Consider the following 25,526-nt stretch of genomic DNA (forward strand, 5'->3'; position numbering starts at 1 on the left):
ATCCCTGTCAGGACGAGTGGTCGAGGGTGCCGCGGCGTCGGCCGCGCCGCACGATGGCGTGGAAGCTGAGCAGGCACACCGCCAGCCAGCCCGCGCCGACCAGGGCCTCCCATGCGGCCTGGACCAGGATCGGCTCCCAGGCCGGCGCCGGGCCGAGGATCAGCCGGATCGCGCGCAGCCCGTGGGTGACCGGCAGGACCGAGGAGACCCAGCGCACGGGGGCGGGATAGACGTCGACCGGCACGTCGACCCCGCACAGGGCCATCAGGGTGACCACGGCGACGTTGGTGACGATGGGCTGCGCCGAGCGGAAGCCGAGCAGGAGCCCGCCCGCGAAGGTGGCGAAGCAGAAGGCGGAGCCGGCGACGAGGACGAGTACGGGCAGTGCGAGCGGCAGACGCGCCCACGGCAGGGGGACGCCGAACAGGAGGCCCGCGACGGTCAGGGCGCCGGCGGCGGACACGGTGGCGTCGGCGACGAGGTACGAGCCGCGGGAGGCGAGTACGACCGCAGGGTGGGTGGGGGAGGCCGCGAGCAGCGGCAGGGTGCCGGTACTGCGCTCCCAGGCGACCATGTTGACCGCCCACATGCCGACCATGCCGGCGAGCAGGACCGCGTTGCCGACGAGCAGGTACTGGGTGCGTTCGGCGGATCCGAGCATCCGCCCGACCAGGGCGAAGAACGCGACCTGGGCGAGGACCCGCACGAACCAGGCGCCGAGCCAGGTCTTCCAGGTGAAGATGGTGCTGTAGTCGCGCGCGCCCACCCGGAAGGCGTGCCGGACCACCGATGCGTTACTCATGTGATCGCCAACTCCCCGCGTGTGCGCAGCCGTCGGAGGATGTGCGACAGGACGACGCCGCCCGCGAGCCCGGCCGCGACGCCGAGGACGGCGATGGCGCCCAGACCGAGGGCGGGATGCGGCACCGGTCCGGGGGCGACGGCTGCGCGCAGCAGGTCGGCCGACCACGACAGGAAGACCGGGCGGGTGAACGGCTGCAGCCAGCCCGGCAGCACGGCGACCGGCACGAGGATGCCGCCGAGCACGTAGAAGGGGAAGCTGGCGGAGTTGGAGAAGGTGACGGCGTTGCGTGCCAGCACGAACAGAGCCGCCATCAGCAGCGCCGTGGCCGCCATCGCGAACAGGGTGACCGTGAAGGAGGCCAGGAACACCGTCCAGTGACGGATGGTCACCGGGGCGTCCAGCACGTACCGGGCGAAGACCCAGGTCTCCGTGAACGCGAACCCGGCCGGCAGCAGCGTCGCGCTGATGCGCCCGAGCACGACGGCGGCGAACGCGGCGGGGGCGGAGACCAGATGCTCCAGCGTGCCCTCCCAGCGGTCGGTCTGGATGATCCAGCCGCCGCTGAACAGCGCGAACCACCACAGCGACATGTAGAACGGGGCCAGCGAGGCGGATCCCACCAGGTCCGGTCGGTGGCCGTCGCGCATCACGAGGGTGAACACGACGCCGTACAGCGGCGCGGTCAGCAAGGGGACCAGCAGGTCGGGGTAGCTGCGGTAGAACCGCAGTTGCAGGCGGAAGCCGGCGGCGAGGGTTCCCATCGGCTCAGACCTTCAGCCCGCGGTCGCCGATGAGCTGGACGTAGACGTCCTCCAACGTCGGCTGGAGCGTGCGCATGCGGGTGGCGCCCTGTCCGACGGCCGTCGCCAGTACGCTCGACAGCGCCTCCTCCGAGTCGGTCCGCACCCGCGTGGTGCCCTGCCCGACGGTGACCTCGGTGACGCCCGGCAGGTCCGTGAGCAGGGCGAGTGCCGCGTCGTCGAGGTCGTCGAACTCGACGCCCGCGGCGAGATCGGTCAGTGCGTGCGGGGAGCGGGTGGCGACGACCTCGCCGTCGCGCACGAAGCTGACCCGGTCGCACAGGGCCTGGGCCTCGGCCATGTCGTGCGTGGCCAGAACGATGGTGCGGCCCTCGCCGCGCAGTTCGCCGATGAGAGTGCGGAACTCGCGTGCTGCGACCGGGTCCATGCCCATGGTGGGCTCGTCCAGGAACAGCACGCGGGCCTCGCCCACCAGCCCCCTGGCCAGGTGCAGGCGCTGGCGCATGCCGCGCGAGTACCCCTCGACCCGGCGGTCGGCCACCTCGGCCAGTCCCAGGCGGTCCAGCAGCTCGCTGCTGCGCGCCCGCAGCAGCCGGGCCGGCACCTTCTGCAGGGCGCCCCAGAACTCGAGGTTCTCGCGGGCGGTCAGCCGGGTGTACAGGCCGCGGTCGCCGCCGAAGACCACGCCGACCAGGCGCCGGACCGCACGGTCCTCGCGGACCACGTCGTGACCGCAGACCGCCGCACGGCCCGCGGTCGGCAGCAGGACCGTGCTGAGGATCCGCACCAGCGTGGTCTTGCCGGCGCCGTTCGGGCCGAGCAGCCCGTGCACCTCACCCTCGGGAACGGACAGGGTCAGGCCGTTGAGCGCACGTGCCGGACTCTTCCGGCGTCGAGTGAACTCCCGTACCAAATCGGTGACTTCGACGGCTGGGGCGGTGCCCGGCGCGGGCGCGCCGACGGACCGGCCCAGCGACTCGAGGGTTGCCTGCGCGGGATCACCGGGGTGTTCGGAGGGCCCCGGGCCGCGCAGAGCCGGCCGGGGTGTGGTGGAGACGGGCATGGGCCTACCTCGAAGGAGGGGAGGGGGAAGAGAAGCACAGCGGACACGGGCGGCCACACGCCATGTGTCCGGGTGGATCAGGCGGTCGAGTGGTCGGACAGCCTGCTGAGGAGCGGGCGGGTGGTCAGGCAGCCGGATCAGGGTGCGGAGGCACCGGCTGGGGACGCAGGTCCGACTCGCTGTCCCACACCAGGTGCGCACCGCTGTCGATCATGATGGTCTGCCCGGTGACGGACCCGGTCGCGGTGAGGAAGCGGACGGCGGCCACGATGTCGGCCAGCGGCGCGGACCGCAGGAGCGGTGCGCGGCCCGCCATTTCGTGCAGCTCGGCCTCGCCCGCCCCGGGCGGCGGCAGCACCAGCGCCGGAGCGACGGCGTTGACCCGCACGCTCGGGGCGAGCAGCACCGCCAGCCGCGCGGTCGCGTCGGTCAGCGCGGCCTTGGACACGTCGTAGGGCAGATGGCTGGCGCAGGTGAGGTCGGTGTGCGCGTCGGTGATGTTGACGACGTGCCCGTTCCCGCCGCGTGCGGCGACCCCCGACAAGGCGATGGGGACAGCCGTGTTGACCATGAGGGTGCGGGCGACCGTGTCGATGTCGGTGCACTCGGCGCGGTCGTAGTGACCCAGGAACTCCGAGGCGTTGTTGATGACGAGCGCGGGCGGGTGCGGGTCCTCGGTCAGGTCGTGCACCAGACGGCGTACGGCCGTCACGTCGGCCAGGTCGGCCAGATGCGTGCGGACCCGCACGCCGTGGCGCGTCCGCAGGTCCTCGGCCACCTGCTCCAGCAGGGCGCCGCTGGTGTGGGCGTGCAGGTGCAGGCAGTAGCCCTGCGCGGCCAGGTCCTCGGCCAGCGCGGCACCGATCCGCCGGGCGGCCCCGGTGATCAGCGCGGAGCGGGCGGGCAGGGGTGGCACGGGGTTCACTGTCCCTCCCCGGTCCCGGGCAGCGGCTCGCGCTCGCGCCGGATACGCACCGCGACCTCGTCGAAGGCGAGCGGGATCGGCGCGTGGGGTTTGCGGACCGTCACCTCGACGGCCGCCACCAGGGCGTCGGCGAGGCACTCGTCGGCGATGCTCGCGGCCAGCGTCTCCACCAGCCGGAACGAGGAGCCCGAGACCAGTTTGTCGATGCGCTCCGCCAGCAGGTGCCAGTTGACGGTCTCGCTCACATCGTCGGTCAGGGCGGCCGGGCGGGTGTCGACCTCCAGTACGGCGTCGACGACGAACACCTGGCCGGTGGCGCGCTCCGCCTCGCCGACCCCGTGGTGGCCGAAGGTCCGCAGCCCTGTCAGCAGGATCAGGTCCCGGGCGCCCGGCCGCGCCCCGCCGCGGGCGCTCACCCGAGCCCCGCGAGTGTGAGGAAGGCGTCGCGCTCGCGCGGCTCCTCGCGCAGGGCGCCGAACCAGGCGCTGGTGACGGTCCGCGTACCGCTCACCCGCACCCCGCGCAGCGACATGCAGGAGTGCTCCGCGCTCAGCACCACCCCGACGCCCCGGGCGTTCAGGTTCTCGTCGAGCCACGCGCCGATCTGCTGGGTCAGCCGCTCCTGGACCTGCGGCCGCGCCGCGTGGTGCTGCACCAGCCGGGCCAGCTTGGACAGCCCGACGATCCGCTCGCCCGGCAGGTAGCCGACGTGCGCCGTCCCGCTGAAGGCGAGCATGTGGTGCTCGCACAGCGACCGGAACGGGATGCCGGTCTGCAGCACGAGCTCGGTGTACCCCTCGTCATTGGGGAAGGTCGTGGCGGTGAACTCGCCGGGAGTGATCATCTCCGCGAGGGCGCGGACCAGCCGGCCGGGCGTCGCCCGCACCGACGGCGCGTCAACAGGCAGGCCCAGCGCGGTCAGCAGTTCCCCGGCGGCCAGCTCGGCCGCGACGAGGTCCCGCTCGGTTGCGGGCCCGCCGGCGACGCGGGCGTCGACAGGTGTGTCGGGTCCGGCGTCGGGCAACAGACTCACGTCGGTGACGGTCACACGAATGCCTTTCTGAAGTGGGGATCGGTTCAGGGCCGGGTCAGCGGGACGCGCCGACCGGCGCACCCGCGCCGGGGGACGCGCCGTAGCGGCCGTCGGCCAGTCGGTCGAGTGCCGCCCAGAGGCGGTTGATCCCGCTGTTGTCGCGGATCAGGTGACGTGCCTCGGGAATCTCGGCGCATTCGTCGATCAGTCGGCGCCCGTCCCGTATCCCGGCCAACTCCGCGATCCGGTGCCATGCCGAGAAGTCCTGCTCGGCGAAGCAGCGGGTCGCGTAGGCCAACTGCTCCATGAAGAAGTCCCGCTGCGTCTCGTCGAGCTGCAGGAAGACGTACTGCGCCAGTTCCTCGCTGACCGCGGCGTGGCACTTCTCGTCACGCCAGTGCAGGGCGGCGGTGGCCCGGGTGACCGGCTGGATGTCCGGGTCCCGGCCGACGAGAACCAGGTAGGCGTCGATGGAGATCTCCACCGCGGTGGTGAACGCGAGGCTCACCAGGTCCCGCTGCCAGGCGAGAGGCTGGGCCTCGCGGCGGTCACGGTGGCGGGCGATCAGATGCGGCAGCGGGATGTCGCTGTCGCGGACGTGCAACGCCCGGTTGCGCCTCATGGTCGCGGCGGCGTTGAAGTGCATCAGCGTGTGGTATTGCTCGTCCACGGCCGCCTGCAGCACGGTGCTTTGGAACACCGAGCCGTCGGCGTCGCGGAACCAGTCGTCGAGGGCGCGCTGGAAGGTCGGTCCGACGATGTGCTGCTCGATGACCATGGTGTGCCGGTGGAAGGCCAGACCCGCCAGGTACAGCGCCTTGTCCAGTGCGACGGGGTCGACGCCGGACAGGCCCGGGTGGCGGTGCAGGGGTGTCAGCGCGACGGGGTAGTCCGGGCGTCCCACCTCGTAGAAGGCGTCCAGCGGTGGCTCGTCCCGCCGCACCGCCGCCCGCCGGTGCCAGTTACCGGACAGGCGCGACAGCACCGCGTTCTCGGCCTCCACTACTGACCCCAGGTCAGATCATCGGCGCTCACCGTGCCGACGTGGACCACGGCACCGGAACCGGCCGCCAGCGGTCGCGGTGCGGCCGTGCCCGTGTGGGCACCGGCGAGGACGGCGAGCGCCAGAGCACCGGTGACGGTCGCAAGAAGACGGGTGGCGCACATGGGAAAGCCTCTCTGTTCGTTCCGCCGTGTCAGGGCGACAGTTGATCGACTCCGCGGCACAGATGATTCCGGGGCGCCGGTCGGGCGGGAAGGCAATTCGGCTGGACTAAAGCGTCCGTGGCACAAAGAGTCCTGCGGGATTCACTCCGGCTCGCGCGGCTCCCGGGCCGCGAGACTCTCGAACGCCGGCAACGGCAGTACGGCGCCGCACTCGACGAGCGCGATGTCCGCCAGCTCGGAGCAGGTGCTCAGGGCGCGTGCGACCACCTCGGCCGCAACCTGCTCGGCTTGGGCGAGAGACCCTGCCACCAGGAACAACCCGACCACGAGATCCCTGCCCCCGTCGATCTCGTGGAGCACCGCGTGCTCGAGACCTTCGTCCGGCCGGGCGCTCACCGTGAGGAGCGTGGTGAGCCCCTCCGGTGGCGGGGCGCCGGCGCGAGCATTCCTGAAGCGTGCATGAATGAGAAACACGGCATCAATACTTTTGCCTGCGCCGAGCCGTGGCACTGCCTGTGTGGTGGACCCTTTATGCCACTGCCTAAAACGTCCTGCCTGCGGTGGCGGCCCTGTGCAGCCGGCTGGTCATGGCAAAGGGGGCGGCAGAAACGACTCCACGCACTGAAGGTCCCACTGGCGCAGACACCACCAGGCCATCGGCCGCCGCTGCCACTACCGAAGAAGAACCAGCTCAGGACAGGATTTCTGACTGGATTACCAGCCCGTAGGGGTGGTCGTCGGGACCGATGGGAAACGCGGTCCCTGGCCCGTAGCCGGAGGTGGTTGGGGACCGCCGGACGCCGGTGTGAACGAAGTCGGTCACGGATCCAGGCGGTAGCCGTGTCCTCTGAGTGTGGTGATGCGAGGCAGGTGGCTGGGGGCGGGGTGCGTCTCGGCGGCGTCGGTGAGGCGACGGCGGAGGGCGGCCATGGTGACGTCGAGGGTCTTGGTGGAGCCGAACCAGTTCTCGTCCCAGATCTCGGCCATGAGGGTCTCGCGGGAGACGGCTTCGCCCACGTGTCGGGCGAGGAGGGTGAGCAGTTCGAACTCCTTCAGACGCAGGGGGAGTTCCGTGTCGTGCAAGTGGCAGCGGCGTGCTGCGGGGTCGATGACGAGGTCGCCGAGGTGGATCGGCTGATCCACGACCGTGGTGACGGCCTGGCGGCGCAGGTGAGCGCGGAGGCGGGCCAGCAGGACCGTGAGGCTGAAGGGTTTCACGAGGTAGTCGTCGGCGCCGGCGTCCAGGCCGGCGATGACGTCGATGTCGTCGGTGCGGGCGGTGAGGATGACGATCAACAGGTCCTGGAAGCGGCCGCGCAGGGTGCGGGCGACGTCGAGGCCGTCCATGTCGGGCAGGCCGAGGTCCAGGAGCAGGGCGTCGTAGGGGGCGCGGCCTGCTTCGGCGAGGGCGGCGGTGCCGGTGCGGCTCCAGGAGGTGGCGTAACCGTTGCTTTGCAGGCCGGTCTGGAGATGGTGGCCGATGACGTCGTCGTCCTCGACCACGAGAACCCGGAAGCGGCCGTTGTCGGGTGCGGCGGGCGTGCCCATGGCCGACAGGGTAGACACGTCGCTCGTCGCGTGCTGACTCACAGGTCGCGCAGTTCCTCGATGGCGGGGCGCCGGGCGCGGCGGATCCCGTTGAGGGCCGCCGCCAGCACGGCGATCAGAGCGGCCAGCGCGGTCAGGGCGAGGTAGGCGCCGGGCACGGCCAGGCTGGCGGGCGGAGGGTCGAAGACGCCGGTGAGGACCTTCACGAGCATCTCGGACAGGGCCCAGCCGATGAGGATGCCTCCGGCCAGCCCGGTGACCGCCAGGAGCAGGGCCTCGGTGAGGACCATGCCGCGCAGTTGGCCGGTGCGGGCGCCGAGAACGGTGGCGATGGCGAAGGTACGGCGGCGTTCGGCGAGTCCGAGGGCGAGGACGAGGCCGCCGGCGCCGGCCGCCAGCAGGACGGCGAAAGCCAGTTCGATGCGGGTCAGGCCGGCCAGGTCGACGGAGGTCAGGCTGGTTCCGACCGTGCCCCTGGTCTGGGTGAGGTCGGTGACCGTGGCGCTGGTGCCGAGCTTGGCCCGCAGTTGTGCGGCGATCTGCTGTTGGTGGGCGCCGCCGGTGTCGAGGAGGAAGGCACCCACCGCGTCGCTGCCGGTCGCCTGCGTGATGTAGGTCGCGTTGGCGATGAAGAAGCTGTCCTTGGGGGCGGTGGGGAATTCTTTGACGATGCCGGCGTAGTGGAAGGGAACCGTACGCAGGGCCTTGGTGCGGGCGTCCTGGATGCGCAGGTTGACGGTGTCGCCGGGGGAGAGTTGGAAGTCGTTGACGGTCTCGGCGCTGACCAGCAGGTTGTCGGGGCGCTCGGTGAGGCGTCGCATGAGCTGCCCGGTGGTGCCGCCGGAGAAGTAGGCGTCCTGGAGGGAGGTTGCCTGCGCGATGGTGTCGGGGCGGACGCCGTAGAGGTCCTGGAGGTCGGAGCCGACGTAGGCGAAGCGGTGCTGGAGCGGTTCGACGTGTCGGACGCCGGAGACCTTCAGCGTGTTCGCGGAGCTGGGCGGGACGTGGGCGCCCGGTGGTTCGGTGACGGTGACGTCGGCGCCGTTGGTGAGGCGGGCGTCGACCTCGGCCTGCTGTTGGTAGGTGGCGTTGAAGACGGCCGTGGAGACCGCGAAGGACACGGCGAGGGCGAGCAGCACCACGGAGCGGGCGAGCGGGCGGCGGCGCCGGGCGAGCGTGGCGGCGGTGGCGCCGGCGAGCTTCGCGGTCAGCGGGCGGGCCAGCCGGGCGAGGGCGGGGCGGCCGTGGGCGAGCGCCAGCAGCGTGAGACGCCACAGGAGCAGGGCGGCTCCGATCCACAGCATCGCGGGGCCGAGGAAGGCCCAGTACGACACGGAGATGCTGGGCACGCCCTCCGGGGCGAGGACCAGGGCGTACTGGTTGCCGGAGGAGGCGCGGAAGACCAGCCAGGAGCCGATCAGCAGGGCGAAGTCCAGGCCGTAGCGCGCCCACCAGGGGGTGCGGGCGCCGGATGCGCCGGATTCCTTGCGGGTCTCGGCGACGGTCACCGTGCGCAGGTCGCGCAGCGCGGGTACGAGGACGGCGCCGGTGGCCACGGCGGCGCCGAGGACGAAGGCGATGCCGTACCAGAGGGCCCAGGTGCCGGCGCCGGTCCCGAAGGACGCGCTGCCGAAGGCGAGGCGTCCGGTCAGCGCGGCGATGCCGAGTCCGGCCAGGCCGCCGAGCAGGCCGATCAGTGCCGCTTCCAGGCCGGCGAGGCGGGTGATCTGGCCGGGGCGCAGGCCGCGCAGCCGTAGCAGCCCCTGTTCCTGGCGGCGTCGCTCGCCCCCGGCGGAGGCGACGGCGACGGTCAGCGCGGCGGCCAGGACCGCGCCGGGGACTCCGAGGAAGAGGAAGAGGATCTGGGCGTACAGGGCGTCCTGGCGGGCGGAGTCGAGGGCGGCGCCGACGTTGTCGCCGACGAGTGCGGTCCCGGCGGAGCGGGCCTCCAGGTTGTGAGCGGCGCCGGTGACGGCGGTGTAGGCGGCGGCGGGGTCGGAGGGCAGGCGGGAGGTGTCGCGGGCGACGTGGAGTTGGGTGGTGGAACCGGTGGAGCCGTGGGTGAGTGCGGCGAACCGGGGGGCGGGCAGCAGGACGACGTTGTCCGGTGGTGCGGTCGGCTGGGACTGGCTGGGGGCGCCGACCGTCTGGAAGAGGGAGTCGGCCTGAGGCAGGTCCACCACCCCGTCCACCTTCACCTGACGACTTCCGACGCCCGGCAGCTGGAGGGTGATGGTGTCGCCTGGGGCGGCGTGCAGGTTCGAGGCGGTCTGCTGGGCCAGCAGGACGCCGGTGGAGGCGCCGGACAGGGGGCGGATCGTGTCGGGGAACAGGGTGCGGTAGCCGTCGGGCAGGCCGAGCGCCACGCCGGGGCCGGTGGTCTGGGTGCTGCCCTGCACGCGGGCGGTGAATCCGGCGGTGCGGGCGTACCCGACCGGTAGTGCAGCCCTCGTGCCGGGCGTTCTGCGCACCAGCGAGAGTAGTGAGCCGGGATCGGCGCCGGGTTGGACCTGGACCTGCCAGTCGACGGAGACGGAGCGCAGGGCGCGCTGGGTCATGGTCGCTTTCGACGCGGTGAGGAAGGAACCGAGCGCGGCGACGAGCGCGACCGCGAGTGCGATCCCGGTCAGGGCGGCCAGCAGCCGTCCGGTGCGATGGCGGGCCAGACCGCGGGCCCAGACGGTGATCACGGAACCTCCTCGGGGGCCAGCAGCCGGCCGTCGCGCATGGTGCGCCGGACGGCCAGGCGTGCGGCGATGTCGGGGTCGTGGGTGGTGACGACGAGGGCCGCGCCGGTGTGGTCGGCGGCTGTGAGCAGGGCGTCCAGGACCCGGGCGCCGGTGGCGTGGTCGAGGCGGCCGGTCGGCTCGTCGGCGAGGATCAGGCGCGGCGCCTGGGCCAGGACCCGGGCGGCGGCCACGCGCTGGGCCTGGCCGCCGGAGATCTCCTCGGGCAGCCGGTCGGCCAGATCGGCCGCGTCCACCAGAGCGAGCGCGGCCAGGGCGGCGTCTCGGGCCTCGGGTTCGGGCCGATCGGCGAGGACCAGGGGCAGGGCCGTGTTCTCGGCCACGCTGAGGGCGGGGATCAGACTGTCACCCTGGAAGACCAGACCGATACCGAACGGCCCGAGAGAGTCGGCTCGGGTGACGGTGCCGCTGGTGGGCTGTTCCAGCCCCGCCAGCAGGTGCAGCAGCGAACTCTTCCCCGACCCGGACGGGCCGACGACGGCCAGTCGATCGCCGGTCCCGATCTCCAGGTTGGCGCCGTGCACGGCCACGACCGCCTGTGGGCCCTGGCCGAACGTGAGCGCCGCGTCCCGGCATACGACAAGTGGCTCATCCGGTGACATCGGGGGCCTCCTGCCGCTCCGGCTCCGCCGAGGCATCGACTGTCCTTCCGTCCGCCAGGCCGATGACCCGGTCGGCGACGCGTACGGCTGCCGCGCTGTGGGTGACGATCAGCACGGCGCAGCCCTGGGCGGCCCGGTCGCGCAGCAGTGTGAGGATGGTCTGTTCCGTCCCGCCGTCCAGTTCGCCGGTCGGTTCGTCGGCCAGCAGGATGTCGGGGGAGTTGGCGAGCGCGATCGCCAGGCCGGCGCGGGCCAGTTCGCCGCCGGACAGCTGTCGGGGCAGGGCGTGGCCGCGTCCGGCGAGATCCACCTGGCCCAGCAGCTCTTGCGCGGAGACCACGGGCTTGCCCGCGGCGGCCTGCTGCGCCAGGCGTATGTTGTCGCGAATGGTCAGGTGGTGCACCAGGTTGCGGGTCTGCAGCAGCACCCCGATGTGGCGCGCGCGCAGCCGGGCTCGTTCGGTCTCCGGCCGGTGGCTGATCCGTACGCCGCTCACGCGCACCTCACCGCCGGAGGGTTCGTCCAGCCCGGCCAGACAGGCCAGCAGGGTCGACTTGCCCGATCCGGACGGCCCGATCACCGCCAGCGTCTCGCCACGCTCCACCCGCACGGACACCCCGCGCAGTGCGAGCGTCTCCTCCTCACCGGCCCGGTAGAAGCGATACAGCTCGCGGGCGGTCAGGGCCGTCTCGTCCGCCATGATGGTCACCGCCACGCGAAGGAGTCGCTGATGGTGCGCCAGGGGTCGACGTTGTCGGCGTTGACCGGCCCGGACAGGGTCAGGTTCACCTCATGGCCAGATCGGTAGAAGGCGTACCGTTCGAAGGCGTCCCGCACCACTTTGCCGGTGACCGGATCCTTCGCCGAGTCGCCCTGGTAGGTGAGCAGGACGACACGGCCGGCGTGGCGGGTCACCTCGGACACCCGGGGTGCCGCGAACTTGGGGACCTGTGATCGCAGCTGCGGGACGACGGTGTGCGTCACATCGCCGACGGTGGGCGCGGTGGGCGCGGAAGCCGTCTGGATCCGTACGGTGTTCAGCTTGTCCGTGAACGCGGTGGTGCCGCCGTCCCGCTGGGTACGGGCCCATCCCTCGGGGACCTTCAACGTGAAGCCGGTTCCCTGGAAGGGCACGTACACCTGGTTGTCGGGGATGTCGCCGGGCGGGTTGGACTCGGTGGGCGCCGCGTTGTTCTGCGTACCTGAGGCCGACGAGGACGACGGCGAGTGAGAGGCGGGAGGGCTCTTGGAGGCCGACGAGCCGGATCCCGAACAGCCCGCCGTCACCGCCGCGACGAGCGCCAGGCCCACGAATGCGGATGCCCGTGCGTGTGCTGTCATGTCCACTGCCCTCCACTATGGAGCCCTCGGACCGAACGGTCGTACCGTCGACGCTAGGAGCGGGCCGGTTAACGCCCTGCTCGGCGAGGGTTAGACGGGGGCAAAACGTGCGGCACACATGGTCGGGGCCGTCGGCTGGGCCGCATGATGAGGGCATGAGACAGCGCGTGGTGCGAGTCGCCGTCGTCGCCGCCCTGGTCGCCGTCGTCCTTCTCGCCGTCCCCCTGGCCCTGGCCATCCGCACGGCCCTGTACGCCGACCAGCGCGACACCCTGGAGCGTGCCGCCCTGGCCGGGGCCGTCCGCGTGAGTCCGGACTACGTGACCGGCGACCCCGTGGAACTGTCCGCACCCCCGGCCGGCGGGCACCTCGGCCTGTACGACCCCCAGGCGCGGCTGCGCGCGGGCAGCGGACCCGCGCACGGCGACGCCCCGGTCCACCGGTCCCTCGGCGGTGCGGCCGTCCGGAGCCGGTCGGGCGGTGACCTGGTCGTCGCTGTGCCCGTCTCGCACGCCGAGCAGGTGATCGGTGTCGTACGGGCCTCTTCCCCGATCGCTGCCGTACGCGACCGGGTCTTCCTGACCTGGGCGGCCCTGCTGGGCGTGGCCGTGGTCGCGCTGGCCGTCGCAGTCCTCGTCGCCCGCCGTCAGGCCCGGGCCCTGACCGCGCCCTTGGAGGACCTCTCCCGGCACTGCCGGGCCGTCGCCGAAGGACACCTCAACGCCCGGGCGGCCGCCAGCAGCATCGCCGAGATCGACCAGGTCGCCCGCACCCACAACGAGATGCTGCACAACCTGTCCGAACTCCTGCGCCGCGAGCGGGACTTCGCGGCCAACGCCTCCCATCAGCTGCGTACGCCCCTGGCCGGTCTTCAGCTCACGCTGGAGTCCGGTCTGGAGCAGGACGACGATGCCCGGCTGCGCCCCGTTCTCGCCGAGGCCCTCGCCACCACTCGCCGGCTGCACGACACGGTGGAGGAGGTGCTGCGCCTGTCCACGTCCCGGGCGGCGCTCAGGCCCAGGGCGGCCGGGCGCCCCGTGGGCCATGTGCTGCGTGCCACGGAGGAACGCTGGCACGGCCCGTTCGCTCTGGCCGGTCGGCGCTTCGAATGCCACGCATGGGATGGGCCGGACGACGTCCCCGTGCCCGGCGGGCCTGTCACGGAGATCCTCGACATCCTGTTGGACAACGCCCGCGTCCACGGCTGCGGCACGGTCCGCCTGGTCGTACGCGACCTCGACGATGCCCTCGCCTTCGATGTCACGGACGAGGGCGAGGTACGCGGCCCGGCGGCTCGGTTGTTCGACCGCGGCCACAGCGGTGGCGGGCCGGGAACGGGCATCGGTCTCGCCCTCGCCAGAGATCTGGCGATCGCCCTCGGTGGCCGGCTCTCCCTGACAGGCAGCGTTCCGACCACCTTCACCCTGCTCGTCCCGGTCCACTCCGAGGGGGCGGCGGACGGAGCGGGATGAGGAGCGGCAGCCCGCGATTCCGGTCAGACTGGGGACGACGTGCACGCCGGGCGTCGTGTCCGGGCCCGTACGACGCGGTTCGCGGCCGTTTTCTGGAGCAGGCCGTAGGCGAGGACGGGGAGCAGCAGGTGCGGTTTGCCGGGGAGGGCGGCTCGAGCCGTAGCATCCGGGCCGCGCCCCGGCCAGGTCCACGGATGTGACGACTCTCAGTGCCCGGCCGAAGCGCGCCGGCAGTCAGGATGCGTTCAGGTGCCCGGTGACATGGTCGGGCAGTGTGACCTATGAAGCGTCTGAGAGTCAGGCGGTTCCGGAGGCCGGTCAGTCCCCCGGTTCTCGCGGGCGGCTGCGTCGGAACAAGGTGCCCGAGGCCACCCTCTACTTCTGGATCATCAAGGTGCTGTGCACGACGGTCGGCGAGACCGCGGCGGACCTGCTGAACGAGAAGGCGGGTCTCGGGGTGACCGGAGTGTCGGCCCTGATGACTGCCCTGCTGGCCGTCGTCCTGGTGGTCCAGTTCCGCTCCAGCGCCTACCGGCCGGGCGTGTACTGGTCAGCGGTGGCGCTGATCAGCGTCGTCGGCACGCTGATCAGCGACAACCTCACCGACAACATGGGCGTGCCGCTGGAGACGAGCACCGCGATCTTCGCGCTCGTCCTCGCGGTCGTGTTCGCCGTCTGGCACCGGCGCGAGCGGACCCTGTCCATCCACCACATCGACACCACCAGCCGCGAGTCGTTCTACTGGCTGGCGGTCCTGTTCGCCTTCGCCCTCGGCACCGCGGCCGGTGACCTGGTGTCCGAGCGCATCGACCTCGGCTACTGGCTGTCCGCCGTCCTGTGCGCGGCGGCCATCGCCGCGGTGGCCATCGCGCACTTCGCGCTGGACCTGGACGTGGTCTTGAGTTTCTGGATCGCCTACATCTTGACCCGCCCGCTGGGCGCCTCGATCGGCGACTACCTCTCCCAGCCCACCGGCGGCGGCCCCGGCCTGGGCACCGTCGTGACCAGCGCTCTGTTCCTGGTGGTCATCGTCGGACTGGTCATCTACCCGTCCGTCACCCGCAGGGATGCCGCTGAACCGGAGCACGCGTCGGCTCACGCGGCCTGAGCCACAGGCCAGTCCGATGGCTCCCTGACCAGGGAGAATGGAGAACTCTCGCTGGAGTGCCTAGGGTCAGCGTGTGGCTTTTATTATGGTGTGCGAAGATGACGCGGCGGTCCGCGACGTCCTCAAGCGCGCACTCGAGCACGACGGCCACACCATCGCGGTCGCTTCTACGGCGGACAGCCTGCTGCGGCACCTTGAGCCGGTTCCTCACCTGGTCGTCCTGGATCTAGGGCTCCCGGACGCTGACGGCCGCGATGTCTGCTTGGCGCTGCGGGCACGTGGCGTTGATGCGCCAGTGCTGATGCTCACCGCTCTGGATGGCATGCATCACAAGGTGGGCGGCTTCGAGGCGGGAGCCGACGACTACATGACGAAACCGTTCGACGTCCCGGAGTTGCTGGTGAGGGTCCGCGCCCTGCTGCGCAGAACAACCGCGACGACCCCACCAAGGGGCGTCGTGCTCGATCCGGCGAAACATGTCGTGATCTACGGTTCGACAAGCGAGAGCCTGACGCCGACCGAGTTTCGGTTGCTGGGCAGGCTTATCGCTTCGCAGGGCGACGCTGTACGCCGCCATGCCCTCGTTGCTGCCGGTTGGCCGCATGGCGCGCAGGTCAGCGACAACACCCTCGACTCCTTCGTTCGCCGGCTACGGACCAAACTCGGTGCGCTGGGCGTGGCCGATCGCCTGGCGACGGTCCGTGGGGTGGGCTATCGATGGGAGTGACGGGCTTTCGCGGGAGGGTCGTCGCGCTTGCGGTTCTGATCGCGACAGCGGTGGTCGCAGTGCTGGTGGTGGTCTCACACGTGTTGCTGAGCCGGGTGACCGACGCCGACGCGAACGCTCTGGCGCGTACGCGTGCAGAGGCGGTGGCGGCGAACGTAACCGTGCGCGGTGGCCACGTCGTGCTGATCGAGGGCGGCAGCGAAGCGCTGGACACGGTCTCGTGGGTGTATGCCGATGGGCGCCTTATTGACGGGATCGTGCCGGGCAGCGTCCTTGACCGCGCCGAGGCGCTTGCCGGCTCGGGGCAGTCCCACACCACCACGGTCGGCAGTGACCTTCTGTATTCCCGGCCGATCCGGCTCGAAGGCCACCGCGTCGTGGCGGTCGTGAGGGTGGACCTGACGCCGTACGAGACGTCGGAGCAGCGCAGCCTGGCGATGTCGCTCATGTTGGGTGGCATCTCGATCCTGCTCGCAGGCGTCGTCGCCTACCTCGTGGTGGGTCGTGCGTTGCGGGTGGTTCACGAAATGGCCGCTCTTGCCGACGACTGGGGCGATCACCAACCCGGGCGCCGATTCGGCCTCGGCGTTCCTCGCGATGAATTCGGGGAGCTCGGGCGCACTCTCGATCGCCTGCTCGACCGCATCGACAACGCGCTCGCGGACGAGCGCCGGCTCACCGACGAGATCGCCCACGAGTTGCGGACGCCCTTGACGGTCCTGCGGGGCGAGGCACAGTTGGCGCAGCTCTCCGGTGACCATCTGTCACCAGAGTCTGTTCTGACCGAGGTCGATCGCCTGAACACGGCGATCACGACGATTCTGAGTGCCGCCCGGACACGGATCGATGGCGGTACCCGCTGCGATCTCAGGGCGGCGGCGCGACAGGCGATCGCTGGTCGCTCGATCGAACTCGCCATCCCGACCAACGTCGACGTCGCCGTGGCAACCGAACTCGTCGTGGCTGTGCTGTCACCCCTGCTGGAGAACGGCCTGCGGCATGCGAGTTCGCGGGTCTGGGTCACGGCGCGCATCCAGCCCGGGGGGGTCGTGATCGATGTCCTCGACGATGGCCCGGGGTTCGATCCGGCGGAGGTTGATCGAGTCTTCGAAGCGGGCGTGACCAGCGGCGACGGGCACGGGTTGGGGCTGGCCGTGGTAAGGCGTCTCGCCGCGTCCGCGGGAGTGGCAGTACGTGCGGTTGCGGACGGTCACGGTCGCGTCGAGGTGACCTTCCCCACGCCATAGCCGATGGCGTAGTCAGGTTGTGTGCAGGATGGCCGAGCCAGCCTCGTCGCATGACAACGACAAGCGAAGTCCGCACGCGCCGCAGCGGGCGGCTGATGCTGAACAAGGTTCCCGAGGTCACCGTCTGGTTCTGGGTGATCAAGATCCTGTGCACGACCGTCGGTGAGAGTTTCGCCGACTGGATCAACATGAAGCTGGGCGTCGGCCTGGTGAACACGGCGTGGATCTTCACCGCGGTGTTCGTGGTGGTTCTGGGCGTCCAGCTGCGGCTGAAGCGGTACGTCCCGTTCCCGTACTGGCTCACCGTGGTCGTTGTCAGTGTCACGGGCACGCTGTACACCGACATCCTGACCGACCAGCTCAACGTGCCGCTGTGGATCAGCTCCGCCGTGTTCTCGGTCCTGCTCGCCGTGGTCTTCGGGGTGTGGTGGGTCCGCGAGCGCACCCTCTCGATCCACTCGGTCACGACGCTGCCGCGTGAGTCGTTCTACTGGCTCGCCGTCCTCGTCACCTTCGCGCTCGGCACCGCGACCGGCGACTGGACCCTCGAGCTCACCGGCTGGAGCCCGGGAGTCTCGGTCCTGCTGCCGCTCGGCCTCATCGCGGCGATCACGCTGCTGTGGAAGTTCGGCGCGAACCCGGTGCTGTCCTTCTGGCTCGCCTACATCCTGACCCGCCCGCTCGGGGCGAACATCGGCGACTGGCTCGCCTCCCCGAAGGTCGCTCAGCCCGGCGAGCCGACCGGCCTCGCACTGGGCACCTTCACCACCAGCCTGATCTTCCTCGGCCTGATCCTGGCGACTGTCATCTACCTGACGGTGACGCGCTCCGACGTGACCGAGACCTACGAGGCTTCGCACACCCCGCAGATCACCGCCAACCCGCGCAGGGAGCGCATCGGGCTCGCGGGCTTCAGCCTCCTCGCCGTCGCCACCGGGGTCCTGCTGGTCTGGGCGCACAGCCAGCCGCACGTCGGACCGGCACCGGAGACCGACGCCACCTCCACCGTTCAACTCGCCCCTGGCCAGGCCGTGAAGAAATTCCCGTCCAAGAAGGTCGACGCGCTGAGGACACTCGCATCGACCTCACTCAGGGACGCACAGTCGGGGAACGCGACCGGGGCCCACGCAGCTGCCCAGTCCCTGCGAGACCTGTGGGATGCCGACCAGGCTTCGTTGCAGCCGCTGGACAACACCGGCTGGACGTTCCTCGACGCCCAGATGGACCAGGTCCTGAAGACCTTCGGCATCGACCACCCGAACCCGCCGATGTCGCCTGCCCACCAGGAGGCTGAACTCAAAACCCTCCTCACGGATATGCGCTGACGGACCTGATCGGCGGCGGCTCCCCTGAGGCCGCCGCCGATCACGCTCTCGCGGTGCACGGGATCTGTGACGCAATGGTCGCCGAGGCGCCCGCCTTGGGCCAGGTGCTGCCCGGCTTCGCGTCACCGACGGGCCCACGGTGTCGGCGTACAACGAGGAATACGGCCGCACCATCACCACCACGGCTGCCGATCTGGGCCGGAGCGTGGAAACCTCCTTCGACGCCGACGCGGCCCCGCTGCCGCACCTGCTCAGCACGACACTGTCGGTGATCTTGGTGTTCCCCGGTGCGGCAGCCTGATCATCGGGCCGCAGCCTCGGCATCGTCGGCAGGGCAGGTGGGGCTCTTGGACTCCTTGATCGAGATCGGTGCCTCGACCGTGGTGATCTGACGGTCCTGGGCTGGTTCGGTCCCGGCTGAATGCCAACGGTCAGGCAGCCGTGGCAGGGCGGGGCTCGCCGTGGAAGACCTGGTGGGCGTGCCAGTCGCGGTGAGCGGCCGCGACCGGACGCGTACCCGGCTGCGGGCCGACGAGTGGACGGCCCGCGAGGGCTATGACGTGCTGGTGGGCGGCCGGGCTGTGCCCGACGAAGCCCTGCGAAACCAGGATGCGGCGACCGTCTCCGACACCCAGGACGCCCCTGTCGAAGAGCTTGTGGTGCAGCGAGCACAGGCACAGCCCGTTCTCGACGTCGTCGGGGCCGCCGAACGCCCACCAGCGCACGTGGGCCGCCTCCAGCCCGACCGGAACGGCGCCGATCCTGCCGTCGTAACCGCAGAAGGCGCACCGGTACTCATAGGCGGTCAGCACCAGTTCCCGCATCCGCCTGTCCCGCTGCCTTCGTGCGCCGGAGAGCTGTTCGGCCTCCGGCGACGGCTCCAGTTCGAGGCCGACGGTCTCGCACAACTCGCTGTGGAGGGAGGGCGGGAAGTGGAGGTCCAGCAGCATCCGCGCGATCCTGCCGAGCAGTTGCGGCTCGTGTCGCAGCGCTGATCTCAACTCCGGCGCGAGCTGCCCGGTGGCACCCGTTTCCCGTAGTGCCCGCACTCCGCTGCCGGGGCTGCCGGGCCCGCGATCGGTGCGCACTTCCCGAACACCGTCGCTGACCAGGTGGTGGAAGGGGTAGGCGGGCGTCGTCTTGTTCCGCCGGGGGGAACCCGAGGTCGTCGCCCTCGTCGGACGGCCGACCGCTCGGCTTGCCGCCGCGCTCTCTTCGTGTGGCCTCCAGCCGGTGGCGGCTCGCCGGCGTCGTCACCCGTCCGTACTGCTGGCACATGGTGTGGTGGTGCGGTTCGCCGGTGATGTGACAGCGCGTTGCTCCGGGAGAGTGCACCGCGTACGCCAGCCCGGTCATGCCGTCGCGTGCGGACCCCGCTGTCGTGCTCACTCGGCTGTCTCCATGAGCGGCACGTCCCGCAGACCTAGGTCCAACGCCTGATCGGCAAGGAGGCCATCTGCGGTTAGCATGCTGTTGCATATTATTCGCAACTATGTCGGAGGACGTTGGACATGCCGGTGTACACGCTCCCGGAGCTTCCGTACGACTACTCGGCGCTTGCCCCGGTCATCAGCCCCGAGATCATCGAGCTGCATCACGACAAGCACCACGCGGCGTACGTCAAGGGCGCCAACGACACGCTGGAGCAGCTCGCGGAGGCCCGGGACAAGGAGTCGTGGGGCTCCGTCAACGGCCTGGAGAAGAACCTGGCCTTCCACCTCTCCGGGCACATCCTGCACAGCATCTACTGGCACAACATGACCGGCGACGGCGGCGGCGAGCCGCTGGAGAAGGACGGCGTGGGCGAGCTGGCGGACGCGATCGCCGAGTCCTTCGGCTCCTACGCGGGCTTCAAGGCCCAACTGACCAAGGCCGCCGCCACCACGCAGGGTTCGGGCTGGGGCGTGCTCGCCTACGAGCCGCTGAGCGGCCGGCTGGTCGTCGAGCAGGTCTACGACCACCAGGGCAACGTCGGCCAGGGCTCGACGCCGATCCTGGTCTTCGACGCCTGGGAGCACGCCTTCTACCTCCAGTACAAGAACCAGAAGGTCGACTTCATCGACGCGATGTGGGCTGTCGTCAACTGGCAGGACGTGGCCAAGCGCTACTCCGCCGCCAAGGAGCGCGGCAACAGCCTGCTGCTCGCGCCGTGACGCCGTAGAGCGCCGCGAAACACCCGAGCGTCCTGCCTCGTGATCGTCTTCTCACCCTTCACAGGCAGGGGCACAACGGAAGGCTCCCGGGAGGAAGTTCCTCGCGGGAGCCTTCCGGCTGTCGGAGCCGGCTCGGGAGGGCCCGCTCGACGTCAGCCGCTGTGGCCTCATCCGGTATCGGCGGTGCGGGCGCTCCAGCGATCTTCGACCTTGGCGAGGCGCCAGTAGCCGATGGCCACGGCCCAGACGACCACGAACAGGCCGACGATGACGTAGCCCACGTTGTCCAGGTTCAGGCCCGCGATCCAGCCGGTGACGCTGTCGCTCAGGCCGAGCTTGTCGTGCAGGACACCGACGAGCTCGATCGTGCCGACGAAGAAGGCCACTGCGATGGACAGGCCGGTGATGGTGAGGTTGTAGAAGACCTTGCGGACGGGGTTCGAGAACGCCCACTGGTAGGCGAAGTTCATGAACGTGCCGTCGAGGGTGTCGAACAGGCTCATGCCGGCCGCGAAGAGGAGGGGCAGGCACAGGACGGCGTACCAGGGAAGGCCGGCGGCGGCGCCGTTGCCGGCCAGGGCGAGCAGCAGGACCTCGGTGGTGGTGTCGAAGCCGATGCCGAAGAGGAAGCCGAGGGGGAACATCTGGCCGGGGCGGCGGATCGACTTGGTGAGCCGGCCGAGGATGCGGTTCATGAAGCCGCGCGAGTCCAGGTGGGCCTCCAGCTCCGCCTCGTCGTAGCGGCCGGCGCGCATGGCTTTGAAGACGCGCAGGATGCCGAACAGTGCGACGAGGTTGAGGGCGGCGATGAGGTACAGGAAGCTGCCGGAGACGGTGGTGCCGACGGTGCCGAGGACCTGGTGGGTCCTGGAGTTGTCGCTCATCAGGGTGCCGGCGAGCTTGGCGCCCCCGGCGACCAGTGCGGCCATGGCGACCACCACGCTGGAGTGCCCGAGGGCGAACCAGAAGCCGACCGAGACCGGCCGCTGGCCGTCTGCCATCAGCTTGCGGGTGGTGTTGTCGATTGCGGCGATGTGGTCGGCGTCGAAGGCGTGCCGCATGCCGAGGGTGTAGGCCGTGATGCCGAGGCCGACCCCGAACGCCTTGGTGCCGACCTCGTAGTGATGCGGGATCACGAGCAGGAACAGGATCCCGAAGGCGATCACGTGCAGAGCGATGATCACGGTCAGGAGGCCGGCGGTTCGGACAGTGTCCTCGCGTCGCCAGCGGAAGGACGTGGCGGCGGCTTCGGGCACGCCTGAAGACACGGTCATACGGGTCACGCTCCAACACCTCGTGGATCAGCTTCGTGATGCCGTGGCCGGTCTCCTGGCTGACGGGTCGATGCGCCTGCCCCTGCCTTCCCGGCCGTGAGGCCAGTGGCAACGCATGGGGCGGGAACTTCCCGATCACAGTGGCGAGGGCCGCTCCGGACTGAACCCCTGAGGGGCTGTCACCGGTCTTCCCGAACACCACGGCCCGCCCACCCTAGAAGGCGGGCACTATCAGCTGCAAGGCTGCACAAATGACCAGGCGTTGAGGCACGAGCGCAGGTGACGGCGATGATGAGGGCGTGCATCTCGTCCCCGCGGAACGCGCCGGGCAGCGCACCGTCGACGGCCACCGGGTCCGCGACGCCATCGCCGCTGTCGGCGAGCCCGAGCGCGTACGCGCCTGGGCCGACCGCTTCTCCCTGCTCTCCGATCCCGGACGCCTGTCCCTGTTGCTCGCCCTCCACGAGGCCGGCCCCATCGCCGTCTCCGACCTTCCACGCTGCTGAAGCATTGCGCGTCCCAGGACGCGAACACCGACGGCCCACCGTCCGGGAAGGCCACAGAAAGGGGGCCGGACTTCCACTTCAGGGCTGGGTGGTGTCGCCTGGCGCTGAACGTGGGCGGAGAAGCCGCTGTCCATCAGGGGACGTCCATTGAAGACGACTTCTTCTCCGACCTCTTCTCCGACCTCCGTCCTGGGTTCGGCATCGCAAGGGCGGATGCCGGGATGGCGTGGAGACTTTCCGGATACGGCATTCGCCGCCCTGCACTGTCCGCATAGGGGTACGCGGCCAATAGACCGATCAGTCAGGACTGATCGATGCCCGATACGCCGAGGCTGTCAAGCACCGCGGGCAGGCGGCCCAGTGCCTGGAACGTTCCGAGCGAGTCCATGTAGTCGAGAGCATGCGCAATCATGCCGTCACGCACCCGCAGGATCAGGAGGCCGGTGACGACAACCGGGGCAGCCCCAGGTTCCGACATCGCGGTGGCCCCCCATTGCCCGATCACGACCTCGGGGTCGGTGCTGTCGAAGACAACGACGTCATGTATCTCCTGGAGCCGTACCGAGGTTCCACTCCAAGCTGCCTGGTAGCCGATCCGGATCTCTTCCCGACCGTCGTAGCGATTGGGTCTGCCCGGTGCCAGGAAGGGGAACTCGTGGACGGCGTCGGGTGCGTAGAGACTGGCCAGTTCGTCGGCGGACCAGGCGAGCATCGCCCGGTGGTATGCGGCAAGTACGTCGCGGGGTGACGGGGGCAAGGTGGACTCCGATCGCCGAGCGGGAGACAGCCCAGCCACGGTACGCCGCCAATGGTCGAATTTCTGGCCAGACCTTCACGTTCCGCAGGGTGAGTTGATCTGTCCGTGGGCGATGAGGCAGCAGGCGAGGCGCAGGAAGGCTTCGTGGATGTCGGCTCGGCGTTTCCCGCGGATGCGCAGACGCCGGAAGCCGCGCAGCCGGGCGAATGTGCGCTCTACTACCCAGCGATAGGCGCCCCACAGGTCATCCGACACAATCCACGGCGAAGCCTCCACGAGCCAGACAGCGGTCCCGGCGAGCCGGCTCGCCCTGCCGAACCCCCTCTCGCGTGACGCGCGCCACACGGCTGCTCCGGAACTCGCCGCGCTATCGGCCCGACTACTGAACTGGTACGGCGCGATCCGAGTGACGCTGTACGACGTGACCTGGAGACGCGCTTGATGGACGAGTCCCGGCAATCCCCCTCGACCGGCGGTGGCGCGGCCTTGCGGAAAGCGACGCCTCCGCCCGCGCTCTGCGGCTTTCTTCTCCTGCTGGCCCTGATCTTCACCGTGTCCTACGCCGTTGGTTCCGCCGCCGGTCCCGTCGCACCCGGCATGCATGGCAGCGGCACGAGCCGCGACGGCCACGACGGCCGCGACGGGGAAGGCGGCGGAGGGAGCGCAGGTACGGATGAGATGGGCGGCATGCAAGGAGGGCACGGCTGATGTCTGCGGAACAGGTGACCGCCTTGGTGACGACCGATCTGACCGTCGGCGGTATGACCTGCGCCGCCTGCGTGACCCGGGTCGAGAAGAAGCTCGGCAAGCTCGACGGCGTCACGGCGACGGTGAATCTCGCCACCGGCCGGGCTCGTGTGACTCATCCGGCCGAGGTCGGTGCCGACGAACTCGTCGCGACGGTCCAGAAGGCCGGCTACACGGCCGCGCTTCCCCGGCCGCCCAAGAAGGAGCCGCGCGAGGGAGCGGACGGGGATGTCGAGGTGGCTCGGCAAGAGCGTGACCGGCTGCTGGTCACGGCGCTGCTCGCGGTGCCTGTCCTCGTGCTGTCCATGGTGCCTGGCCTCCAGTTCCGCAACTGGCAGTGGCTGTGCTTCGCGCTCGCCGCCCCGGTCGCCGTGCGGGGCGCCTGGCCCTTCCATGTTCGGGCGGTGCGCGGGCTGCGGCATGCGGCGGCCACCATGGACACGCTCGTGTCCCTCGGCGTCGTGGCGTCCTTCTCCTGGTCGGCGTACGCGCTCTTCCTCGGGGGAGCCGGCGATCCCGGTATGCGGATGCCGTTCACGCTTGTCCCCACCGCCTCGGACGGCGTGGCGCACATCTATCTCGAAGCGGCCGTCGGCGTACCGCTGTTCGTGCTCGCTGGGCGGTTTTTGGAGGCTCGGGCCCGGCGCGGGACCGGGGCGGCGCTGCGGTCGCTCGCCCAACTCGCGGCCAAGGAGGTGTCCGTACGGGAGAGCGGCCGCGAACGGCTCGTTCCCATAGAGGAGTTGGTGGTCGGGCAGGTCTTCGCCGTACGGCCGGGGGAGCGGGTCGCCACCGACGGTGAGGTGGTCGACGGCAGTTCCGCCGTGGATCTGTCCCTGGTCACCGGGGAGAGCGAACCGGTCGAGGTCGAGCCGGGCTCCGCCGTCGTCGGCGGGGCCGTCAACTCCGGTGGGCTGCTGCTCGTACGGGCCACGGCCATCGGTGCCGACACACAGCTCGCGCGGATCACGAAGCTGGTGACCGAGGCGCAGGCCGGCAAGGCGCGGGCGCAGCGGCTGGCGGACTCGGTCGCCGGTGTCTTCGTGCCCGTCGTCCTGGCGCTGGCCGTCACGACGCTCGGGTTCTGGCTCGGGGCCGGGGCCGAACCGCAGGCGGCCGTCACCGCGTGCGTGGCCGTCCTCGTCGTCGCCTGCCCCTGCGCACTGGGCCTCGCGACCCCGACCGCGCTGATGGCCGCGACCGGGCGGGGCGCCCAACTGGGTGTCCTCGTCACCGGCCCGCAGGCGCTGGAGGGGCTCCAGCACCTCGACGCCGTCGTCCTCGACAAGACCGGCACGCTCACCTCCGGCCACATGAGTGTCGCCCGGGTCACCGCCGTGCCGGGCGGGCTCGGCAGCGATGCGGTGGTGCGGTTGGCGGGGGCGGTCGAGCAGGGTTCGGAGCATCCGCTCGGGAGGGCGATCGGCGCGTATGCGCGTCGTGCCGGGCAGGGGCTTCCGGACGTGACTCGGTTCAGCGCTCTGCCGGGGCGGGGCGTGCGTGGCCGGGTCGAGGGAAGACTGGTCGAAGTCCTCGCCGCCGACGGCGAGTTGCCCGCAGCCCTCGCGGACGCCCTGTCCCTCGCTGAAGCCGCCGCCCACACCCCGGTACTGGTCCGGGTGGACGGAACTGCCGAGGCCCTGATCGAGCTCGGTGACGTCGTACGACCCGGCAGCTACCGGGCCGTCGACCGGCTGCGGCGCCTCGGGGTGCGCCCGGTGCTCGCCACCGGTGACAGGGAGGCGCCCGCCAGGGCCGTCGCGCAGGACCTGGGGATCGACGAGGTGCACGCCCGCTGCACCCCCGAGGGCAAGGCCGATCTCGTACGGGACCTGCGCGAGCAGGGCTACCGGGTCGCGGTCATCGGCGACGGCGTGAACGACGCCGCCGCGCTCGCCGGAGCCGACCTCGGGATCGCCATGGGCAGCGGCACCGACGTCGCGATCGGAGCCGCCGATGTGACGCTGGTGCGCGGGAACATCGAGGCCCTCGCGGACGCGGTCCGGCTGTCTCGCCGCACGCTCGCCACGATCCGCACCAACCTTGCCTGGGCGTTCGGCTACAACGTCGTGACCGTGCCGCTGGCCATGGTCGGCCTGCTCAACCCGATGCTCGCCGCGGCGGCCATGTCGGTCAGCTCGCTGCTGGTGGTCGGCAACAGCCTGCGGCTGCGCGCCTGGCAGCCCTCGCCCGCCCGGAGGCGTACCCGATGAGCGCG

The 25,526-nt window shown here is 70.8% G+C and carries 25 protein-coding genes, 4 pseudogenes and 1 riboswitch; of the genes and pseudogenes, 10 read left to right on the forward strand and 19 right to left on the reverse strand.

Features of this window, described 5'->3' with window-relative positions; translation table 11 throughout:
• Positions 1 to 7: 7 nt before the first annotated feature.
• From AQI95_RS19595 to AQI95_RS19655, 14 genes are all read right to left on the reverse strand, one after another.
• Positions 8 to 802: an ABC transporter permease gene (locus AQI95_RS19595; protein WP_079071342.1), complete on the reverse strand. Its 795-nt coding sequence runs from the start codon at positions 800 to 802 to the stop codon at positions 8 to 10.
• Positions 799 to 1,566, reverse strand: a complete 768-nt coding sequence (locus AQI95_RS19600; protein WP_067124804.1) for an ABC transporter permease — start codon at positions 1,564 to 1,566, stop codon at positions 799 to 801. Before AQI95_RS19600 ends, AQI95_RS19595 begins: the two co-directional genes overlap by 4 nt.
• A 4-nt stretch (positions 1,567 to 1,570) precedes the next feature.
• Complete coding sequence (locus tag AQI95_RS19605; RefSeq protein WP_079071343.1) at positions 1,571 to 2,629, reverse strand: ABC transporter ATP-binding protein; 1,059 nt, start codon at positions 2,627 to 2,629, stop codon at positions 1,571 to 1,573.
• A 124-nt stretch (positions 2,630 to 2,753) separates the two neighbouring features.
• Positions 2,754 to 3,545, reverse strand: a complete 792-nt coding sequence (locus tag AQI95_RS19610) for an SDR family oxidoreductase (RefSeq protein ID WP_159056544.1) — start codon at positions 3,543 to 3,545, stop codon at positions 2,754 to 2,756.
• 5 nt (positions 3,546 to 3,550) lie between these two features.
• Entirely contained in the window at positions 3,551 to 3,970 is a 420-nt protein-coding gene (gene folB / locus AQI95_RS19615; RefSeq protein WP_067124809.1) for a dihydroneopterin aldolase, read from the reverse strand.
• The gene (gene folE / locus AQI95_RS19620) at positions 3,967 to 4,581 is read right to left on the reverse strand and encodes a GTP cyclohydrolase I (protein ID WP_341849471.1); all 615 of its coding nucleotides are present in this window, start codon (positions 4,579 to 4,581) and stop codon (positions 3,967 to 3,969) included. The genes folB and folE overlap by 4 nt, the downstream gene beginning before the upstream one ends.
• 61 nt (positions 4,582 to 4,642) lie before the next feature.
• Positions 4,643 to 5,590, reverse strand: a complete 948-nt coding sequence (locus AQI95_RS19625) for a diiron oxygenase (protein WP_159056545.1) — start codon at positions 5,588 to 5,590, stop codon at positions 4,643 to 4,645.
• Positions 5,590 to 5,754, reverse strand: coding sequence for a hypothetical protein (locus tag AQI95_RS47365; protein WP_159056546.1), 165 nt, complete (start codon positions 5,752 to 5,754; stop codon positions 5,590 to 5,592). The genes AQI95_RS19625 and AQI95_RS47365 overlap by 1 nt, the downstream gene beginning before the upstream one ends.
• 141 nt (positions 5,755 to 5,895) lie before the next feature.
• Positions 5,896 to 6,150, reverse strand: coding sequence for a hypothetical protein (locus AQI95_RS19630; RefSeq protein WP_159056547.1), 255 nt, complete (start codon positions 6,148 to 6,150; stop codon positions 5,896 to 5,898).
• 423 nt (positions 6,151 to 6,573) lie between these two features.
• Entirely contained in the window at positions 6,574 to 7,302 is a 729-nt protein-coding gene (locus AQI95_RS19635) for a response regulator transcription factor (protein ID WP_067124813.1), read from the reverse strand.
• A 38-nt stretch (positions 7,303 to 7,340) separates the two neighbouring features.
• Entirely contained in the window at positions 7,341 to 9,992 is a 2,652-nt protein-coding gene (locus AQI95_RS49835; RefSeq protein WP_067124816.1) for an ABC transporter permease, read from the reverse strand.
• Positions 9,989 to 10,651, reverse strand: a complete 663-nt coding sequence (locus tag AQI95_RS19645) for an ABC transporter ATP-binding protein (protein WP_067124818.1) — start codon at positions 10,649 to 10,651, stop codon at positions 9,989 to 9,991. Before AQI95_RS19645 ends, AQI95_RS49835 begins: the two co-directional genes overlap by 4 nt.
• The gene (locus tag AQI95_RS19650; RefSeq protein ID WP_067125106.1) at positions 10,638 to 11,351 is read right to left on the reverse strand and encodes an ABC transporter ATP-binding protein; all 714 of its coding nucleotides are present in this window, start codon (positions 11,349 to 11,351) and stop codon (positions 10,638 to 10,640) included. The genes AQI95_RS19645 and AQI95_RS19650 overlap by 14 nt, the downstream gene beginning before the upstream one ends.
• Positions 11,352 to 11,356: 5 nt before the next feature.
• Positions 11,357 to 11,992 carry a hypothetical protein gene (locus AQI95_RS19655; RefSeq protein WP_067124820.1) on the reverse strand — a complete coding sequence of 212 codons (636 nt, stop codon included), beginning with the start codon at positions 11,990 to 11,992 and terminating at the stop codon, positions 11,357 to 11,359.
• Between the two features lie 155 nt (positions 11,993 to 12,147).
• Here AQI95_RS19655 and AQI95_RS19660 point away from each other — a divergent pair, with 155 nt between their 5' ends.
• Positions 12,148 to 13,464, forward strand: coding sequence for a HAMP domain-containing sensor histidine kinase (locus AQI95_RS19660; RefSeq protein ID WP_067124823.1), 1,317 nt, complete (start codon positions 12,148 to 12,150; stop codon positions 13,462 to 13,464).
• A 23-nt stretch (positions 13,465 to 13,487) separates the two neighbouring features.
• Here AQI95_RS19660 and AQI95_RS49070 read toward each other — a convergent pair.
• Positions 13,488 to 13,610 (reverse strand): annotated as a pseudogene (locus AQI95_RS49070) (bile acid:sodium symporter family protein); the annotation flags it as partial.
• A gap of 128 nt (positions 13,611 to 13,738) precedes the next feature.
• On the opposite strand from AQI95_RS49070, the gene AQI95_RS19665 reads away from it, so the two are divergent.
• The 5 genes from AQI95_RS19665 (at position 13,739) to AQI95_RS47370 (ending at position 18,172) form a co-directional block, all read left to right on the forward strand.
• Positions 13,739 to 14,572: a COG4705 family protein gene (locus tag AQI95_RS19665; RefSeq protein WP_067124826.1), complete on the forward strand. Its 834-nt coding sequence runs from the start codon at positions 13,739 to 13,741 to the stop codon at positions 14,570 to 14,572.
• A gap of 73 nt (positions 14,573 to 14,645) precedes the next feature.
• Entirely contained in the window at positions 14,646 to 15,299 is a 654-nt protein-coding gene (locus tag AQI95_RS19670) for a response regulator transcription factor (protein WP_067124829.1), read from the forward strand.
• Complete coding sequence (locus AQI95_RS19675; RefSeq protein ID WP_067124832.1) at positions 15,290 to 16,546, forward strand: sensor histidine kinase; 1,257 nt, start codon at positions 15,290 to 15,292, stop codon at positions 16,544 to 16,546. Before AQI95_RS19670 ends, AQI95_RS19675 begins: the two co-directional genes overlap by 10 nt.
• A 50-nt stretch (positions 16,547 to 16,596) precedes the next feature.
• Positions 16,597 to 17,871, forward strand: coding sequence for a COG4705 family protein (locus AQI95_RS19680; RefSeq protein ID WP_067124835.1), 1,275 nt, complete (start codon positions 16,597 to 16,599; stop codon positions 17,869 to 17,871).
• A 139-nt stretch (positions 17,872 to 18,010) separates the two neighbouring features.
• Positions 18,011 to 18,172 (forward strand): hypothetical protein, encoded by a 162-nt coding sequence (locus tag AQI95_RS47370; RefSeq protein ID WP_159056548.1) that lies wholly within the window; start codon positions 18,011 to 18,013, stop codon positions 18,170 to 18,172.
• Between the two features lie 130 nt (positions 18,173 to 18,302).
• Here the strand turns inward: AQI95_RS47370 and AQI95_RS19685 are convergent.
• Positions 18,303 to 19,016 (reverse strand): annotated as a pseudogene (locus AQI95_RS19685) (phosphorothioated DNA-binding restriction endonuclease); the annotation flags it as partial.
• A gap of 366 nt (positions 19,017 to 19,382) precedes the next feature.
• Here AQI95_RS19685 and AQI95_RS19690 point away from each other — a divergent pair.
• Entirely contained in the window at positions 19,383 to 20,024 is a 642-nt protein-coding gene (locus tag AQI95_RS19690; protein ID WP_067124838.1) for a superoxide dismutase, read from the forward strand.
• Between the two features lie 167 nt (positions 20,025 to 20,191).
• Here AQI95_RS19690 and nicT read toward each other — a convergent pair whose 3' ends face one another.
• On the reverse strand, positions 20,192 to 21,298 hold the full coding sequence (gene nicT / locus AQI95_RS19695) for a Nickel transporter NicT (RefSeq protein WP_067124841.1): 1,107 nt from the start codon (positions 21,296 to 21,298) through the stop codon (positions 20,192 to 20,194).
• Positions 21,299 to 21,326: 28 nt separating this feature from the next.
• A riboswitch (cobalamin riboswitch) is annotated at positions 21,327 to 21,516 on the reverse strand.
• 81 nt (positions 21,517 to 21,597) lie between these two features.
• On the opposite strand from nicT, the pseudogene AQI95_RS19700 reads away from it, so the two are divergent.
• A pseudogene (locus AQI95_RS19700) lies at positions 21,598 to 21,792 on the forward strand (transcriptional regulator); the annotation flags it as partial.
• A 313-nt stretch (positions 21,793 to 22,105) separates the two neighbouring features.
• On the opposite strand, the gene AQI95_RS19705 reads toward AQI95_RS19700, so the two are convergent.
• The gene (locus AQI95_RS19705; RefSeq protein ID WP_279617011.1) at positions 22,106 to 22,600 is read right to left on the reverse strand and encodes a nuclear transport factor 2 family protein; all 495 of its coding nucleotides are present in this window, start codon (positions 22,598 to 22,600) and stop codon (positions 22,106 to 22,108) included.
• Positions 22,601 to 22,636: 36 nt separating this feature from the next.
• Positions 22,637 to 22,798 (reverse strand): annotated as a pseudogene (locus AQI95_RS19710) (transposase); the annotation flags it as partial.
• A gap of 204 nt (positions 22,799 to 23,002) precedes the next feature.
• Here AQI95_RS19710 and AQI95_RS19715 point away from each other — a divergent pair.
• Positions 23,003 to 23,269, forward strand: a complete 267-nt coding sequence (locus AQI95_RS19715) for a hypothetical protein (protein ID WP_067124847.1) — start codon at positions 23,003 to 23,005, stop codon at positions 23,267 to 23,269.
• On the forward strand, positions 23,269 to 25,521 hold the full coding sequence (locus AQI95_RS19720; RefSeq protein WP_067124849.1) for a heavy metal translocating P-type ATPase: 2,253 nt from the start codon (positions 23,269 to 23,271) through the stop codon (positions 25,519 to 25,521). Before AQI95_RS19715 ends, AQI95_RS19720 begins: the two co-directional genes overlap by 1 nt.
• Positions 25,522 to 25,526 lie beyond the last annotated feature (5 nt).

Source organism: Streptomyces yokosukanensis (assembly GCF_001514035.1).
Taxonomy (GTDB): Bacteria; Actinomycetota; Actinomycetes; order Streptomycetales; family Streptomycetaceae; genus Streptomyces; species Streptomyces yokosukanensis.

Bases quoted from the DNA above. Each gene is read 5' to 3' on its own strand.
- AQI95_RS19595 (WP_079071342.1), bottom strand. From the start codon at position 802: ATGAGTAACGCATCGGTGGTCCGGCACGCCTTCCGGGTGGGCGCGCGC.
- AQI95_RS19600 (WP_067124804.1), bottom strand. From the start codon at position 1,566: ATGGGAACCCTCGCCGCCGGCTTCCGCCTGCAACTGCGGTTCTACCGC.
- AQI95_RS19605 (WP_079071343.1), bottom strand. From the start codon at position 2,629: ATGCCCGTCTCCACCACACCCCGGCCGGCTCTGCGCGGCCCGGGGCCC.
- AQI95_RS47365 (WP_159056546.1), bottom strand. From the start codon at position 5,754: ATGTGCGCCACCCGTCTTCTTGCGACCGTCACCGGTGCTCTGGCGCTC.
- AQI95_RS19635 (WP_067124813.1), bottom strand. From the start codon at position 7,302: ATGGGCACGCCCGCCGCACCCGACAACGGCCGCTTCCGGGTTCTCGTG.
- AQI95_RS19645 (WP_067124818.1), bottom strand. From the start codon at position 10,651: ATGTCACCGGATGAGCCACTTGTCGTATGCCGGGACGCGGCGCTCACG.
- AQI95_RS19650 (WP_067125106.1), bottom strand. From the start codon at position 11,351: ATGGCGGACGAGACGGCCCTGACCGCCCGCGAGCTGTATCGCTTCTAC.
- AQI95_RS19655 (WP_067124820.1), bottom strand. From the start codon at position 11,992: ATGACAGCACACGCACGGGCATCCGCATTCGTGGGCCTGGCGCTCGTC.
- AQI95_RS19660 (WP_067124823.1), top strand. From the start codon at position 12,148: ATGAGACAGCGCGTGGTGCGAGTCGCCGTCGTCGCCGCCCTGGTCGCC.
- AQI95_RS19675 (WP_067124832.1), top strand. From the start codon at position 15,290: ATGGGAGTGACGGGCTTTCGCGGGAGGGTCGTCGCGCTTGCGGTTCTG.
- AQI95_RS19680 (WP_067124835.1), top strand. From the start codon at position 16,597: ATGACAACGACAAGCGAAGTCCGCACGCGCCGCAGCGGGCGGCTGATG.
- AQI95_RS19690 (WP_067124838.1), top strand. From the start codon at position 19,383: ATGCCGGTGTACACGCTCCCGGAGCTTCCGTACGACTACTCGGCGCTT.
- nicT (WP_067124841.1), bottom strand. From the start codon at position 21,298: ATGACCGTGTCTTCAGGCGTGCCCGAAGCCGCCGCCACGTCCTTCCGC.
- AQI95_RS19715 (WP_067124847.1), top strand. From the start codon at position 23,003: ATGGACGAGTCCCGGCAATCCCCCTCGACCGGCGGTGGCGCGGCCTTG.
- AQI95_RS19720 (WP_067124849.1), top strand. From the start codon at position 23,269: ATGTCTGCGGAACAGGTGACCGCCTTGGTGACGACCGATCTGACCGTC.